The organism is Salinibaculum salinum, from assembly GCF_037645885.1.
GTDB classification, from domain to species: domain Archaea; phylum Halobacteriota; class Halobacteria; order Halobacteriales; family Haloarculaceae; genus Salinibaculum; species Salinibaculum salinum.
This window is the reverse complement of record NZ_JBBENW010000007.1, coordinates 200,970-214,997: the sequence shown is the minus strand read 5'-3', so window position 1 is coordinate 214,997 and position 14,028 is coordinate 200,970. Positions and strand designations below refer to the sequence as shown.

General features: G+C 63.4%; 19 protein-coding genes. 5 read left to right on the top strand and 14 right to left on the bottom strand.

Features of this window, described 5'->3' with window-relative positions:
* Nucleotides 1-4 precede the first annotated feature (4 nt).
* From WDJ60_RS09560 to WDJ60_RS09550, 3 genes are read right to left on the bottom strand one after another with little or no spacing between them, the layout of a single operon-like run.
* Nucleotides 5-1,111 carry an aminotransferase class V-fold PLP-dependent enzyme gene (locus WDJ60_RS09560; protein WP_340100154.1) on the bottom strand — a complete coding sequence of 369 codons (1,107 nt, stop codon included), beginning with the start codon at nucleotides 1,109-1,111 and terminating at the stop codon, nucleotides 5-7.
* Nucleotides 1,112-1,158: 47 nt separating this feature from the next.
* Nucleotides 1,159-1,503: a fluoride efflux transporter FluC gene (locus tag WDJ60_RS09555; protein WP_340100153.1), complete on the bottom strand. Its 345-nt coding sequence runs from the start codon at nucleotides 1,501-1,503 to the stop codon at nucleotides 1,159-1,161.
* Nucleotides 1,503-1,874, bottom strand: coding sequence for a fluoride efflux transporter FluC (locus WDJ60_RS09550; RefSeq protein WP_340100152.1), 372 nt, complete (start codon nucleotides 1,872-1,874; stop codon nucleotides 1,503-1,505). The genes WDJ60_RS09555 and WDJ60_RS09550 overlap by 1 nt, the downstream gene beginning before the upstream one ends.
* A 121-nt stretch (nucleotides 1,875-1,995) precedes the next feature.
* Between WDJ60_RS09550 and WDJ60_RS09545 the strand changes: the two genes are divergently transcribed.
* Nucleotides 1,996-2,439 (top strand): DUF7382 domain-containing protein, encoded by a 444-nt coding sequence (locus tag WDJ60_RS09545; protein ID WP_340100151.1) that lies wholly within the window; start codon nucleotides 1,996-1,998, stop codon nucleotides 2,437-2,439.
* Between the two features lie 24 nt (nucleotides 2,440-2,463).
* Here the strand turns inward: WDJ60_RS09545 and WDJ60_RS09540 are convergent, their stop codons facing one another.
* From WDJ60_RS09540 to WDJ60_RS09505, 8 genes are all read right to left on the bottom strand, one after another.
* Nucleotides 2,464-3,213, bottom strand: a complete 750-nt coding sequence (locus WDJ60_RS09540) for a protein-L-isoaspartate O-methyltransferase family protein (protein WP_340100150.1) — start codon at nucleotides 3,211-3,213, stop codon at nucleotides 2,464-2,466.
* Nucleotides 3,214-3,287: 74 nt separating this feature from the next.
* Nucleotides 3,288-3,914 carry a protein-L-isoaspartate(D-aspartate) O-methyltransferase gene (locus WDJ60_RS09535; protein WP_340100149.1) on the bottom strand — a complete coding sequence of 209 codons (627 nt, stop codon included), beginning with the start codon at nucleotides 3,912-3,914 and terminating at the stop codon, nucleotides 3,288-3,290.
* Nucleotides 3,915-3,936: 22 nt separating this feature from the next.
* Complete coding sequence (locus WDJ60_RS09530) at nucleotides 3,937-4,584, bottom strand: HVO_0476 family zinc finger protein (RefSeq protein ID WP_340100148.1); 648 nt, start codon at nucleotides 4,582-4,584, stop codon at nucleotides 3,937-3,939.
* A gap of 168 nt (nucleotides 4,585-4,752) precedes the next feature.
* Nucleotides 4,753-4,947, bottom strand: coding sequence for a cold-shock protein (locus WDJ60_RS09525; protein ID WP_302082681.1), 195 nt, complete (start codon nucleotides 4,945-4,947; stop codon nucleotides 4,753-4,755).
* Between the two features lie 145 nt (nucleotides 4,948-5,092).
* On the bottom strand, nucleotides 5,093-6,043 hold the full coding sequence (locus WDJ60_RS09520; RefSeq protein ID WP_340100147.1) for an aminopeptidase: 951 nt from the start codon (nucleotides 6,041-6,043) through the stop codon (nucleotides 5,093-5,095).
* A gap of 123 nt (nucleotides 6,044-6,166) precedes the next feature.
* The gene (locus tag WDJ60_RS09515; protein ID WP_340100146.1) at nucleotides 6,167-6,352 is read right to left on the bottom strand and encodes a DUF1328 family protein; all 186 of its coding nucleotides are present in this window, start codon (nucleotides 6,350-6,352) and stop codon (nucleotides 6,167-6,169) included.
* Between the two features lie 60 nt (nucleotides 6,353-6,412).
* Complete coding sequence (locus WDJ60_RS09510) at nucleotides 6,413-6,907, bottom strand: metallophosphoesterase (RefSeq protein ID WP_340100145.1); 495 nt, start codon at nucleotides 6,905-6,907, stop codon at nucleotides 6,413-6,415.
* 25 nt (nucleotides 6,908-6,932) lie between these two features.
* On the bottom strand, nucleotides 6,933-8,243 hold the full coding sequence (locus WDJ60_RS09505) for a coiled-coil domain-containing protein (RefSeq protein WP_340100144.1): 1,311 nt from the start codon (nucleotides 8,241-8,243) through the stop codon (nucleotides 6,933-6,935).
* Between the two features lie 173 nt (nucleotides 8,244-8,416).
* Between WDJ60_RS09505 and WDJ60_RS09500 the strand changes: the two genes are divergently transcribed.
* Complete coding sequence (locus tag WDJ60_RS09500; RefSeq protein WP_340100143.1) at nucleotides 8,417-9,475, top strand: type II glyceraldehyde-3-phosphate dehydrogenase; 1,059 nt, start codon at nucleotides 8,417-8,419, stop codon at nucleotides 9,473-9,475.
* A gap of 9 nt (nucleotides 9,476-9,484) precedes the next feature.
* Here WDJ60_RS09500 and WDJ60_RS09495 read toward each other — a convergent pair whose 3' ends face one another.
* Nucleotides 9,485-9,898 carry a hypothetical protein gene (locus WDJ60_RS09495; RefSeq protein WP_340100142.1) on the bottom strand — a complete coding sequence of 138 codons (414 nt, stop codon included), beginning with the start codon at nucleotides 9,896-9,898 and terminating at the stop codon, nucleotides 9,485-9,487.
* 119 nt (nucleotides 9,899-10,017) lie between these two features.
* Entirely contained in the window at nucleotides 10,018-11,247 is a 1,230-nt protein-coding gene (locus WDJ60_RS09490; RefSeq protein WP_340100141.1) for a phosphoglycerate kinase, read from the bottom strand.
* A gap of 153 nt (nucleotides 11,248-11,400) precedes the next feature.
* Here WDJ60_RS09490 and WDJ60_RS09485 point away from each other — a divergent pair, with 153 nt between their 5' ends.
* From WDJ60_RS09485 to WDJ60_RS09475, 3 genes are all read left to right on the top strand, one after another.
* On the top strand, nucleotides 11,401-11,802 hold the full coding sequence (locus tag WDJ60_RS09485) for an Hsp20/alpha crystallin family protein (RefSeq protein ID WP_340100140.1): 402 nt from the start codon (nucleotides 11,401-11,403) through the stop codon (nucleotides 11,800-11,802).
* Between the two features lie 179 nt (nucleotides 11,803-11,981).
* The gene (locus tag WDJ60_RS09480) at nucleotides 11,982-12,365 is read left to right on the top strand and encodes a DUF7344 domain-containing protein (RefSeq protein WP_340100139.1); all 384 of its coding nucleotides are present in this window, start codon (nucleotides 11,982-11,984) and stop codon (nucleotides 12,363-12,365) included.
* A gap of 8 nt (nucleotides 12,366-12,373) precedes the next feature.
* Nucleotides 12,374-13,081, top strand: a complete 708-nt coding sequence (locus WDJ60_RS09475) for a DICT sensory domain-containing protein (RefSeq protein WP_340100138.1) — start codon at nucleotides 12,374-12,376, stop codon at nucleotides 13,079-13,081.
* A 3-nt stretch (nucleotides 13,082-13,084) separates the two neighbouring features.
* Here the strand turns inward: WDJ60_RS09475 and WDJ60_RS09470 are convergent, their stop codons facing one another.
* Nucleotides 13,085-13,945: an ATP-grasp domain-containing protein gene (locus WDJ60_RS09470; RefSeq protein WP_340100137.1), complete on the bottom strand. Its 861-nt coding sequence runs from the start codon at nucleotides 13,943-13,945 to the stop codon at nucleotides 13,085-13,087.
* Nucleotides 13,946-14,028 lie beyond the last annotated feature (83 nt).

Genomic DNA, 14,028 nt, shown 5'->3' with positions numbered 1-14,028 from the left:
CCGTTCAGAGCGCGTCGAGCAGTCGGTCGACATCCTCGGCGGTGTTGAACACGTGGACCGACGCCCGACAGGCGTTTGGCTCGGGAATCGAGCGAATCTGAATTCCCTTCTTTGCCAGTCTCTCGGCCGTCTCGTCTGGATTCTCGACAGAGAAGGACACCAGCCCCGACTCGTACTCACGGGGACTCAGCAGTCGGTCACCCAGCCCATCTTTCAGCCGGTCGGTCAGTCGCTCGATCCGCGACTGAACGGTATCGAGACCGAGTTCCTCGAACAGCGCGACGCTCTCGGCCAGTCCGACGTAGGGACCGAGCGCCGTCGTCCCGAGTTCGAACCGACTGGCGTCCGGGGCGTAGGTGTACCCTTCGCCAGTGGCATCCCAGTCGATAGAGAAGTAACCGATTCGCTGCGGTTCGAGGTCGTCGAGGACAGCGCGGTCGACGTACAGAAAGCCCGCGCCCCACGCGCCGAGGAGCCACTTGTGGCCCGACGCCGCGACGAAATCCGCGCCCCACTCGTTAACGTCCATCGGGACCTGTCCCGGCGACTGGACGGCGTCGACGAGCACGAGCGTGTCCGCGTCGTGAGCGATGTCGACCACCTCACCGATTGGCAGGCGCGTGCCGTAGTTCCACGACAGCGAACTCAGGCACAGCAGGCGCGCGTCTGCGACTGCTGTTTTCAGTTCCTCCAGCGAGAGTCGCCCGCTTTCGGTTTCGAGTTCGCGTACCTCGATACCGTGGCGGTCGGCCATTCGCTCCCACGGCAATTCGCCCGCTGGGTGTTCGAGGTCAGTCCGGACGACGATGTCGCCCGGCTCCCACTCGATGCTGGTTGAGACGTGATTAATCCCTTCGACAGTATTCCTGGTGAGTGCGATTTCCTCGGGGCGCGCACCGACGAAGCCGGCGACTGCCTCGCGGGCGCGCTGGCGCTCGTCTGCCGCAACCTGGTACATGCCGTCGCCACAGGGCGCGTCGAACTTATGCCGGCGCTGGAAGTCGCTGATAGCATCCACGATTCGCGTCGGGCTGGGACCGCTCGCACCGGTGTTGAGATACGTACAGTCAGAGAGTGCGGGAATGTCAGCACGGAGTGTCTCCGGGTCCATACAGAAGCGTCGAGGCCGACGTACTACAATCCCGCGCCCGAGCGTCCTCAAAACACCAGGCCGACAACGACAGAACCAGCAAATACTGCGACAACCGCCCCGGCCAGATTGACCGTCGCGTTCACAGTCGCCTGCGCGGCGTCGCCCGTCTCGGCCAGCCGGACCGTCTCGAAGGCAAACGAAGAAAAGGTCGTGAACGCGCCACAGAACCCGACTCCGGCCAACAGCAAGAGCGACTCGTCGACCGGCGCAGCGACGAGCGCACCAAGCAGGAAGCTCCCGAGGACGTTGACGGCGAGTGTATCTCTCGTGTTGGTGTCGACGCGTTCACCGACGAGATGGCGGGCGATGGCACCGAGAACGCCGCCGAACCCGACGAGGGCGAAGACCATCACGATAGCCACCTCGCGACGAGTTGTCCGAGAAGCACGGCAAGAAAGCCGAGCGCGTAGTTCGCGCCGACGTTGAGCGCGGCCAGCTGTGGGGACAGTTGCGTCGTCTCCAGCGCGAACGTGCTGTAGGTCGTAAACGACGAACAGAAGCCGGTGCCGGCGACCAGACGCGTCTCCACACTGAGTCGGTCTGCAATATGGGCTTCGTAGAGGAGAATGCCCAGCAGAAACGTCCCGGCGACATTCGCGAGCAGCGTCCCCCACGGGAACGCCGTCGGGAACGCCACGGCGACGGCGTGTCGGAGCACCGCCCCGAGAAACCCGCCAGTCGCGATGAGTGCGAGCGGTCTGGCTCGCTCCCGTAGCTGCATCGTCCGTGGCAACTCAACCCCGCTATTCGTCGTTTACGGTCTCAGTCAACGAGGTGGTTCCGGGTTCCCTGAAAAACCCTCGTCCGAGTGTTTATCCCCCAATACGGGACCAGTCCCCCGTGTGTCCGACAGAAGCCTCCGGCACGACACCCGTGCCATCGAAGGACTGCCGATTCGACTCGTCATCGCGCTGGTCGTCGGGGTGGCCTGCCTCAGCGTCATGATGACCACGATCTCCGGGATGGAGAGTCTCGGCGTCAGCGAAGTCGACGTACAGCCAGAGCCGGAAGTCGTCTCCCCGTCTGTGGACAACGTCACCGTCACTGTCGTCGATGCCAACGGTGACCCCGTCTCGAACGCCACGGTCATCGCAAAGAGCGGGTCGGCCAAACTCTCCGGCGTCGAGACGGCCAAAACACGAACCAACGGGACCGCAACGATGTCACTCGACCCAAAGCTCGGCCCGAATCAGGTTGAGGGGACAATCAAATTCGACGTAAAACCGCCCGGTGGGGACTACGCCGACCGACGCGAGAACACGGAACTGCTGGTAATCAAAGAATGAGAGGGTGCAACCGGTGACAAACAGCTACCGCATCTGGGGTTCACTATCCCAGTCGATCCAGTCGAGTTCCCAGCCCTTCCGGCGGCGGGCATCGCGCTCGGCGAACTCGCGGTCCTCGCGGCGAGTCCGGTTGCGCTCGATGGTGTCGGCCTGCTCGCCTTCGACTAGCATCGGGTCGAAGGCACACGACCCCAGTCGCTCGGCGTCGCCGTCGCGGTCCACGACGGCGATAGTCTGCTGGTGAGCACCCAGCGGCATCACCAGTTGCCCGTCCCGGGAGAGCTGGTCGAGCAGCGCCCGCGGGGGACGGACAGCCGCTGCCTCGACCAGAATCCGATCGTAGGGTGCGTACTCGGGGAACCCGTCCGCGCCGTCACGACAGTCGACGAGAACTCCCTCGTAGCCCGCCCGCGCGAGGTTCTGGCGTGCCTCGTAGACGAGACGGCGCGTGATGTCGATGGCCTGCACGTCACGCTGGCCGGCGATTTCCGCCAGCACGGCCGCGGTGTAGCCGACGCCCGCGCCGACGACGAGCACCGAGTGGCCCTCGTCGGTATCGAGTGCCTCCAGCAATCGTGCGACGGTGCTGGGAGCGAGCACGCGCGTGCCCATGTGTTCGAAGGCGCGGTCGGCGTACGCGTTGTGGTCGTCGTCGACGAACTCGTGGCGCGGCACCGCCCGCATCGCCACGGAGAGAGTGTCGCTGTGCAGACAGCCCTTGCTCTCGTGGGTGAGGCTGTCGACCATATCGTCCCGCAACACCGCGGCGTCCATGTCCGGACGTTAGCGTGGACAGTAATGAATTGCCCGCCCGCCGAACCCGACATCCCCGCAAGGACAGACTGCGGTTACTTCAGCGGGACAAATCGCACGCGACTGTGCTCCTCACGGTCAAGCGACCCATCGGCACGCCGCCGCGCCCGGACCAGCGTCTGTCTTCGGTCACCGAGAGGGCCAAGCAGAATGCCACCGGGACGGACCTGCTCGATGACCGCCTGCGGAAACGCCGACGCCGCACAAGTTAGATACGCGCGGTCGAACGGCGCGTGCTCGGACCATCCCTGCTTGCCGTCGCCCGCGCGCACGGAGATAGCACCGTAGCCGGCACTGGCGAGTGTCTCCCGAGCTTTGGCGGCCAAACGGTCGTGGTACTCCACGCTGTAGACGTTCTCGGCGCCGACGACTTCGGCCGTTACAGCGGCGTGATAGCCACAGCCAGTCCCGATTTCGAGGACGGTATCGCCGGACTGGAGTTCCAGCAGTTCGGTCATGAGAGCGACCATATGGGGCGCGCTGATGGTCTGACCCTTTCCGATCGGGAGTGGCGTATCCTTGTAGGCCGCCCGACGGCTGCCGCGGGGAACGAACTCGTGTCGGGGGACCGCGCGCATCGCCGCGAGCGTCTGCTCGGTGAGGTCGTCTCGCGTTGCGAGGGCGTCAACCATCGCCGCCCGCCTGTCGGTCCAGTCGGTCATGGCTCCGTGTCGCCCGTCGCCGCTACCAGGCCGACCACGCGCTGGTCGACTCGTCGCGTGCGTAGAGTCGTTTGATGTCCTTGGCGACGACCGTGTCACCGTCGAAATCGAGTTTCTCGTGGTCGTAGCCCATCGCGTCGTCGCGGACGAGGACGCCCTCAACGGTGAACTCCTCGCCGCCCAGCTCCTCGGTCTCGCCGACGACGAATTCGTAGTCACCGGGCACCTGCAAGTCGAAACTGCGCGTCTCGTCGTGTTCGCCGCCTTTCGGGTGGGCAGTCACGCTGACGCTGACGTTGCCGACTGCGCGCGTCCAGATGGTGTCGACGGTGTCGGCGGCAGCTTCGTCCTCCCGGCGGTCGCCGACTTCGAGGCTCGTGATACGGACGGTCATGATCGCCTCGTCGGTTTCCAGCAGGAACTCCTCGCCCGTGGCGAGCGTCTCGTCGGCTGGAACGTCGGCCTTCGCGGAGAAGGACTCGTCCTCCTGGGAGACGACCACGTCTATCTGTCTGGTCTGTTCTTCTGGCAGGGCTGTCTTGTGGACGTGACTGCATTCGGTACAGCGGACAGTCGCCTGTCCGCCGGGTTTCAGTACTTCGTGAACCGTTTCGAGGTCCGGTGAGCAGGCCGGACACTCGAGCGGGACCCGCTCGACGGTATCGTTCATATCCGGTGTCTACGCCAGTCCTGTATAAAAGGCGTGGGCTCCGGCCCGCGCGGAGAGCGGTGTCGACCGACGCTGGCGGTCAAGAGAGAGCGAAGCGACTATCCAGAACAAAATAAAGAAACCGAAATCCGCATTCAGTGTCGCCGGAGGGCGACGGTAAATGGGAGATTAGTTGCGGACGACGTTCGTCGCGCGGGGACCCTTGGGGGCCTGTTCGATGTCGAATTCGATATCTGTTCCCTCTTCGAGGTCCGGGCCGCCGACATCTTCCATGTGGAAGAACACGTCGTCGTCAGCATCGTCCGTCGAAATGAAACCGTAGCCGCCTGTGTCGTTGAAGAAATCAACGTTACCTTTCGCCATTACAAACAAACGTACATCCGGCCCGCGGATAACCCTTCCGAGAGTCGTGGTACCATCCAGGTCGCGGCTCCGCCACACGGCTATGCTGTTCAGCTACTTCTGGGGGAGTTCCACTTCCTCTCCGTCTCGCGGCTACGCCGCTCGACTATTCCCGAGGAAGTTTCACTTCCTCTCCGTCTGCGTAAACCGTCGGTTCAGTCAGAATCCCGTCCGAGTGAATCGGTGCGTGCACGTCGCCGCCGATACCGTGGTCGTCGCCGATGGCGATATGGACGGTCCCGGCCGCTTTCTCGTCGAGCAACACCGACCCGACGAGGTCCTGCACGCCGACGTTCGTCCCGATACCCAGTTCGGCAAGATTGTACGCAGCGTCGCCGACTTCCCCGGCGGCGGCCTCGACTTCACCACGGAGTCCCTCGTCAGCGATATCGACGACCTGCCCGTCCTCAACGGTGAACTCGACGACGTGGCCGTCTTCGAGCTGTCCGTGGGGCATCATCGTCCCGTCGACGACGACGGTGCCGTCTGCGGTTTCGGGGCTGACGAACACCTCACCGGCAGGGAGATTGGTCATCAGCCCGGGTTCGTGGACGATGCCGGTGTCCTCCCGCCACTCGCGGTCGCCGGGAGAGAGCGTGATATCGGTCCCCTGGGGTGAAGTGACCCGAATCTCCTCGGCGTCCTCGACCTGCGCCAAGACCTTCCCGCACTCCTCGCGGATGCGCTCGTAGTCGGCGTCCATCCCCATCAGAAAGACGCCGTCGGTGATGCCGGGAAGGGTGGCGACGCGTGCGCCCGCCTCGTTCGCGTCCGTGCGTGCGTTCGTATGACTCAGACTCTTGGTCGTCGGCGCGAGTACCACGTCCGACCCGGCCATCGCGGCAGCGACTGGCGCGGGCGGTTCCTCGCCGTGCTGGTCGCCCGGCGGGTAGCGAATCATCGCCACGTCGTCGGTGATTTCGCGGGCAACAGCGTACAGCGCCTCGGCGATTGCCTTCCGTTTGTCGTCGGTGACGATACAACAGGACTCGTTGGCGCGCAGTCCCATGCACTGCTCGATTGCGGTTTCGGCGGGCTTGCGAAGGGAGTTGTTCATGTCGGCGAGGTTGGGCGGTAACGGTATAGGAGTTTCTGCCCGCAGACGGATTGCCGTCGATCGGTTCGGTCTCGACCGCGCTACAGCGAGGGTCGAACCGACGCACAGCGACAGCGATGCGTATCACAGCACAATCGACGCGATGGCGAGGACAACGAAGATGATGACCAGCCACTTCGCGATAGTCATACTGAGGCCAGCAATCCCACGTGCGCCAGCGAGCGCCGCGAGAATCGCGAGGATGACGAAGATGATTGCGTACTCCAGAAACTCACCCGAAAACGACTGGAGGACAATGAGGTCAGTCATGGGAGTTCGTTCGACCTCGACGGGCTTTGTTACCCGGCTGCTATGTCGGGTAAGCTCCGCTCACTGCAACGGGGTGAAGGTTATCGCACCGGTTTCGGTGTCCAGTACGACCGCGGCGGGCGGCTCGCCGCCGCTGGGTTCGGTCGGGATACCGCCGGGGTTGATGTGCATCGTTCCGTCGTAGTCCTCCTCGACTTGCTCGTGGGTGTGGCCACGGAGGACGTAATCGTAGCTGCCCGACTCCAGGAGCGCGCCGACGATGCCCTCGCTGGTGCCGTGATAGACTGCGATACGGGTCTCGTCGAGGACGAGTTCTCCCATCTCGCCGAGGTACATCCCGAACTCGTCGACAAGCCCTTTCAGCCCCCACTCACCGTCGTTGTTTCCACGGACTGCGTAGAAGTCGAACTCGTCGCTGTCGAAGGGACGGGCCGCGAAGGGAGCGACGATGTCGCCGCAGTGGACGACCACGTCTGCAGTCTCTTCGAAGTGGTCGACTGCGCGCTGTACGATGTCGAGGTTGTCGTGCGTATCGGAGACGATGCCGACTTTCATGGGCCTCGTTCGGCTGGGACCTGTATCACGGTTTGGAATGAGTGATGTCGAACCAGCGCTGGAAGGCGTCGATAGCGGCGGGCAACGAGTCGAGTCGCGCGTGGAGATTGGCATACTGTGCGTAGTACAGCGACGGGTTCACGTCTCGGTCCTCTTCGCGGGCCCTCGAAACGCTCTCGAGCAGACTCTCGTCGATCAGGTGCGCCCACTGAACCGTTCGAACGTAGATGTCTGCACCAAGTGACTGCTCGGCCGGGTCGATGTCGATATTCTCGGCCGCAGTAAGTGCAGCGTCCCGTTCCTCGCGAACCCGGTCGGCCGTCTCGGGCGGCGGGAAGTCGTCGTCGTTGAGCCGTGACAGAATCGCCTCCAGCGCACGCCCCTCCATCGCCATATCGAGTGCCGAATCGAGAGCCAGCGCAAGCTGGCGCCGCTGTGCGTGTTCGTTGAGTTGTTGGAGGCGCTCCGGCGAGACCTGCGCGATATCGACGAGCCGTGCGACATCTGACCGGTCCGCCGCTGCGTCGGCCAGTTCCTCCGGTGATTCTTTTGCCCGCACGTACTCGGCGAGGTCCGCTCTAGCGCGTGCCAGGACCGCATCGAACGTCTGCGTGAACTCGGTCGGGGTCTGGACGGTCGCACTGTGTCGCTCCGACAGGTGCGCAGCTGTGTCGGTGATTGCCCTGGCGTACTCGGCGTCCGCTGCGAGCTGGCCGAGCCCGGGCGCGCCCCCGTCGTCGTGGTCATAACTCCGAGCGAGCGCGCGCTGTGCCGCAGTCAGCGAGTCCTCCAACCGGGCAGCGAGCAGGAGTGTCCGGTCGCAGTCCTCGCCAGCGTACTGCACCTGTGCCAGTTGCGTCCCGAGCGCTCGCTCGACGTCCGTCCGTTCGCTCTCGATACTCTCGCGGCGGTCCGAGTCGAGTGCCTCGTAGGTCGTTCCGGCGTTTCGAGCGCGCTGACGGAATCGGGCGACCTCTCTGAGCGCGTGAAAATCAGTCGGAGCCGCCTCGACCTCCGTTCGTTTCTGCCGCGCCCGTTCTCGGAGTTGGGTGAGTTCCCGCCGGACGTCCTCGTCGGGGATCGCCTCCGAGGAGAGCGAGTCCGGTAGCCTGGCGAGGAGTTCGTCCCCACGATTGAGTCCCGATTCGACGACACCCGCGGCTGGCTGGATGGGGGCCGGACGAGCGATGTCCGGCGGAGATTCCGAAACGATGGCAGCCACTTCGTCGGGGTCGAGACGAGGGTCCGCGTCGTCGCCATCGAAGAGAGACGAACAGCCGGCGGCAGCGCCGAGCGCAGTGCCCCCGACCAGGCCCAGAAGCTGTCGACGCTTCATATCTCACCAAACGATTTGCCAATATAAATGCAGTTTCAAAGATCAAATCGGCGTTTGACCTACGCCCGTAGCAGGCCGGGACACCGCTAGAGACCGACCAGTCGAACAGGAGCGAGACGAGCAGTCACACCCAATCACAACGCCTATACAGAAAAGCGGCGAACCTCCGGACAATGATTCAAGTCGGTATCAACGGGTACGGGACCATCGGAAAGCGTGTGGCCGACGCCGTCCGCGAGCAACCGGACATGGAAGTCGTCGGCGTCGCCAAGACCCGACCGAACTTCGAGGCACAGAGCGCCGTGGACAAGGGATTAGACCTCTACGCGGCCATCGAAGACCGCAAACACCGCTTCGCCGAAGCCGGCATCGACATCGCTGGCGACGTCGAGGAACTCGTCGAACAGAGCGATATTATCGTCGACGCCTGTCCGTCGGGCATCGGTGCCGACAACGCCGAGATGTACGCCGAGTACGATACGCCGGCGCTCCTCCAGGGCGGCGAGGACGGCAATATCGTCGACGCGAGTTTCAACGCCCGGTCGAACTTCGACACCGTCGAAGGCGAAGACCTTGTCCGCGTCGTCTCCTGTAACACGACCGGCCTCTCGCGGCTCGTCGCACCCCTTCAGGAGGAGTACGGCATCGAGAAGGTCCGCGCGACGCTGGTCCGCCGCGGTGGCGACCCCGCCCAGTCCGGCCGCGGCCCTATCAACGACATCCTGCCGAACCCCGTCTCACTGCCCTCTCACCACGGCCCGGACGTCAACACCATCTTCCCGGACCTCGACATCGACACGCTCGGGCTGAAGGTGCCCGCGACGCTGATGCACATGCACAGCATCAACGTCACGCTCGACGCCGAACCCGCCGCAGCAGACGTTCGGGACCTGCTCGAATCCCAGTCGCGGACGTTCGTCATCCCAGAGTGGCTCGGTCTCGACGGGGCCGGCGCTATCAAGGAGCTCGCACAGGACGCCGGCCGCCCGCGTGCGGACATCTGGGAGAACTGCATCTGGGGAGAATCCGTCTCGATGGAAGGGTCGGACCTCTACCTGTTCCAGGCGATCCACCAGGAATCAGACGTGGTTCCCGAGAACGTCGACGCCATCCGCGCCGTGCTGGGCGAAGCCGACCAGCAAGAGAGCATCGAGACGACCAACGAGGCGATGGGCCTCGACGAAGGGCTGGCGCCGAGTCGCGTCGCACCCGAAGCGATGGCCGACGACTGAGACTGTTGGCTACGTTTCTGCTTGCGTTTCGTACGTCGGCAGTGGTTCGTCCTCGATAATTCCGAGGCAGTTAGCGGCTTCCGAGAGCGGGAGTTTCTCGTAGTAGATGTGAGGCCACAGTTCGTCGACCTCGGAGAGTTCGTGGTTCTCCGCGGAGACCTCACCGTCAGCTGGTGTCAGTGCCTCGATACTGGCGAGCGCGTCCATGACTGTGTCTTTCTCCGCGGTCGTCGCGACGAACCGGACTTTCATCTCGTCGACCAGCGGGCCGGAGAGCGAGAGCGAGGTTGGGCGCATCGTGTTCTCGATGCGCGGGTCGAGTCGTATCTTCACCCAGACGCCGTCGATACCGCGGTAGCTCCCGACCTCGATTGGCGAGTCCACGTGCTCGGCCAGCACCCTCCGGACTGTCTCCTCGTTCATACGAACCAGAACGTGCTACACGCCCATGAACGTATCAGTCGTCGAGAGTAGCCGGAACGGAGAATCGCGGGGTCGGAATGGGCGACGTCCCGTCGTCGCTTCACGATGAAAACGACGCCTCACCTGGTGATCTCGGCTTCGTTCGCCTGTTTCAGTACTTCGACACCGGGGAGTGGTTTCCCAGTCAGCGCGCGGATGTAGGCCCCGCCAGCGATAGAGACGTGCGAGAAGTCCTCCTCACGCATCCCGTACATCTCGATGGCCCGAGACGTGTCGCCGCCGCCGATCACCGAGAACCCGTCACAGGCAGCGATTGCTTCGAGGATGTTCGTCGTGCCGTGGGCGAAGCGTTCGTCCTCGAAGACACCGAGTGCCCCCTTGACGAAGACAGCCGCGGAGTTAGCGGCGATGTCGGCGTAGCGGGAGGTGGTGTCAGCGCCAACGTCCAGATAGTCGTGGTCCTTGTTTTTCACGTCGGAGACGGTGACTTCGACGCGCTCGCCCTCGTCGTTCTCGTAGGCCAGGTCCGTCGGATAGACGAGTTCGCTCGGGTGGGCCTCTATCATGTGCTGGATCTTCTCCAGGTTCTTCTCGAACTGCTCGTCGTAGAGGTCCATATCGCCGATGTCTCGGCCCACGTCGTAGCCCACCGCACGCAAGAACAGTTCACCCGCGATACCGCCAAGGAGGAAGTTGTCGACTTTGTCCTCCAGTGCGGTCATGACCTCGATAACGTCGGTCGCTTTCTTCCCGCCGGCGACCATCGTCACCTCGCCGTCGAACTCCTTGTTCGCAATCGAGGAGTTGGCCTCGTACTCCGAGACCATCACGCGGCCGGCGTAAGCGTCCATTACGAGCGGGAACCCGACGATCGAGGCGTGTTTGCGGTGTGCGACGGAGTAGCCGTCGCCGATGTAGGCGTCGAATTCCGGAGCGAGCGTCTGGACGAGATTGCTCTCGGCGTGGACCTCGGGTTCCTTTTCCGGGAGTTCGTCGTCGGTCATCCGAACGTTCTCCAGCATGAGCACGTCGCCAGCCTCCAGGCCCCGGATGGCGTCGAGCGCCTCGTCGCCGTACGTATCGGAGACGTACTCGATTGGCTGATCGACGTACTCGGCGAGAATCGTCGAGTGCTGTTCGAGCGGGACGAACGTGTCTCGACCCGGGCGACCCTGGTGGGCGAGCAAGGCCACGCGGTGGCCGGAGTCGATGAGGTCGCGAACAGTTTTGGCGTGACGCGTGAAGCGGCGGTTGTCCCGGACGCGCCCCTCCTCGACTGGGGAGTTCAAGTCCACTCGCATCAGGACCCGTTGTCCGTCTGCGAGGTCGTCGAGGGTCTTGTAACTCATTGCGTAGGAGTGTGGCGACCAGCTATTAGTAGTCCGCGATGTTACCGCGGGTATCCACCGCCTACTGCCCCCAGACGACCCGAGTCGGGCATCACAGTCTCGGCGGTCGACCCGAGCCGAAAGCTTTTGAGTGTGATTCCCCTATCCCCTTCCATGAGACGCGACGACCGTGACGACCCCTTCGACGAGTTCTTCGAGGAGATAGAGCGGATGATGAACGAGATGATGGGCTCGAACGCGGAGTTCCACCTCGAACACAACAGCGGCGGTGGCAACGCCGGCCACCAGACCGGCGACGTGCACTTCGATAGTCACGAGACTGACGACACCGTCCGGGTCGTCGCGGACCTCCCCGGCGTCACCAAAGAAGACATCAACCTCAAGTGCGACGGCACCACGCTCCACGTCAACGCCGAGGGCCCCGAGCGGACCTATCAAGAGCGTATCGGGCTCTCCAGTCGCGTCGACGAGCGCTCTGCCAACGCTACCTACAACAACGGCATCCTCGAAGTGACCTTCGACCGGGTCGACGACTCGACCAGTATCGACCTCTGAACGCGCGCCAGCGCTGATTCGCTGGAACGTCTCGCCAACCGACTTGCACATCGTTGCCACCCTCCGATATCTTCCGGCGGCGTTTTTTGATGGCCACTATCTGCCGACCGACCAGACAGGTCAGATGGACGAACTGGCAGATTAGTTTATAAAACTACATTACAAACCAACAATTCACCATGAGTGAGAATCAGAGAGGGGAGGGGAGCGAACACACTAGAGAGGCCGGAGATTCCGTCGCCGGACTGGCAGACGACCGCCTCTATCGGAGTATCGCGGCACGGCCGCGGCGGCGACTGCTCTACTACTTGCTCGACACTGGCGAGACGACCGTCGGAGAACTTGCAGAGGTGCTCGTCGGGTGGGAGGCGACCGAATCTGGCGGAATGGCAACAAGGGAGGAGTACGAACAGATGGCCATTTCACTCAGACACTCTCACTTGCCCGTCCTCGCAGATGCGAACCTCGTAACGTACGACCCGGCCGACGGGACTATGACAAACGGCGAGATAGCCGAGAGTGTCCGTAACCTGCTCGAACGGAGCATCGCCGCTGAGACGTGACGAGAGTGATGCTCGAAAGGCTCATCGACGACGCACAGCACCATGGCAAGCGCATTATACTCTATACGGACGACGCTGAGACCGCTCTCGACACGCGCTTCAGTGGCTCCAGCGTTACTACCGAGCAGCGACGACTGCCGCCACACGGACCGGACCCGTTCGTCACGATACACGACGCGGGCCAGGTCGTTGGGTCGCTCTCTCTCGACGACTTCGAAGAGTTGCTGACCCCACCGATCGTCAGACCCGGCGACAGAGAGGAGGTGTCGGCAGGCTATCGCGCACTGTTCGACCTGTTCGACGACACCGTGTTCGACTCGCTCGATCGACGACAGTTGCTCGGTGCGAGCCGTGAAATCGAAGACCGCGCATTCCGCGTCGGCCACGGCACGCTCCGAGCGAGTTTCCAGTCACTCTCGGTCTTCGAGAGTCAGGTCGAGGCGTACCGTCACCTCGCAGGCGACACGGCACTCGACGTGCACGTCTACGGCGAAGCTGACTGGGAACCGCCCGAGATAGCGGGCGTCACCTACCACCGAAGCGACGCGGCCACAGTCAAGCGGTTCTGGACGCTCGCCTTCGACGGCGGTGGGGACGAGACACAGTCCTGTGGACTCGTCGCCAGGGAACAGGGCAACGGCTACACCGGGTTCTGGACCTACGACCCCGAAATTGTTAGCAGGATTGCCGACGAACTGGAGTCAGTCGAGGCTTGAGACTCAGATGTCTGCAGTTTGCCGTATCAACCCGGCCAGGTCGTCGTAAAAGCCGTCTTCATACTTCGTCGCCGAGTCGATAGTCGGCCGTGCGTTCGTCTCGTTGACCACCACCCGGTCGTCAGTCACGAGTAGGTCGATACCCAGGAAGGGAATCTCCATCGCCGCCGCGGCCCGTTCGACGAGCGCACGGTGGTCCGCGGGCAGGTCCACCCCTGTCGCCTCGGCCCCGCGGTGGACGTTGTGTTTCCACTGGCCGGCTTCGAGCGCAGTGTCGGGCAGACGACGCTCGACAGCGCCGACGTACTCGCCCTCGATACACATCGCGCGGAAGTCGCTGGCGTCGGGGAGATACTCCTGGACGAGAAAGGAATTGTCACCGGTCGCCTTGTAGTCGTGAACCAGGTCGAGGTAGTCACAGATACCCAGAAACGAGTCGAGGTCGGCCGCCTTCGCCACGCCGATGCCGCGCGTGACGGCGTTTGGTTTGACGACGACCGGTGGGTCGAACCGCTCGAAGGCGTCGACTAACTCCGACTCGTCGACGGGGTCTGAGACGACGACTGTCTCTGGTGTGGGGAGTCCCGCCCGCGAGAGTCGCGCCAGCGTTTCGCCCTTGTGCCGAGAGCGCAGAATCGCTTCGCGGCCGTTGACCCACGGAACGCCGAGCAGTTCCGAGACGACGCCGCCCTCGGCGAGTCGCGGTGGAAAGACGAAGCCGGCGTCGAACTCGCCGAACTCCTCGTCGAGTGGAATCGTCCGCTCTGAGGACGGGACGTAGACCGCGTCGATATCGCGCGCTTCGAGTGGAGCCTGCATCCGCTCGTACGTTTGCTTGTTCGTCGCAACCGCCAACCGGAGCATACAGACGACAGGAGGGCGAACGGAATAAATCTGGTCGGTTTCTCCAGGAGCGACTGGTCAGCAACGCAGTCGACAGAAAATGA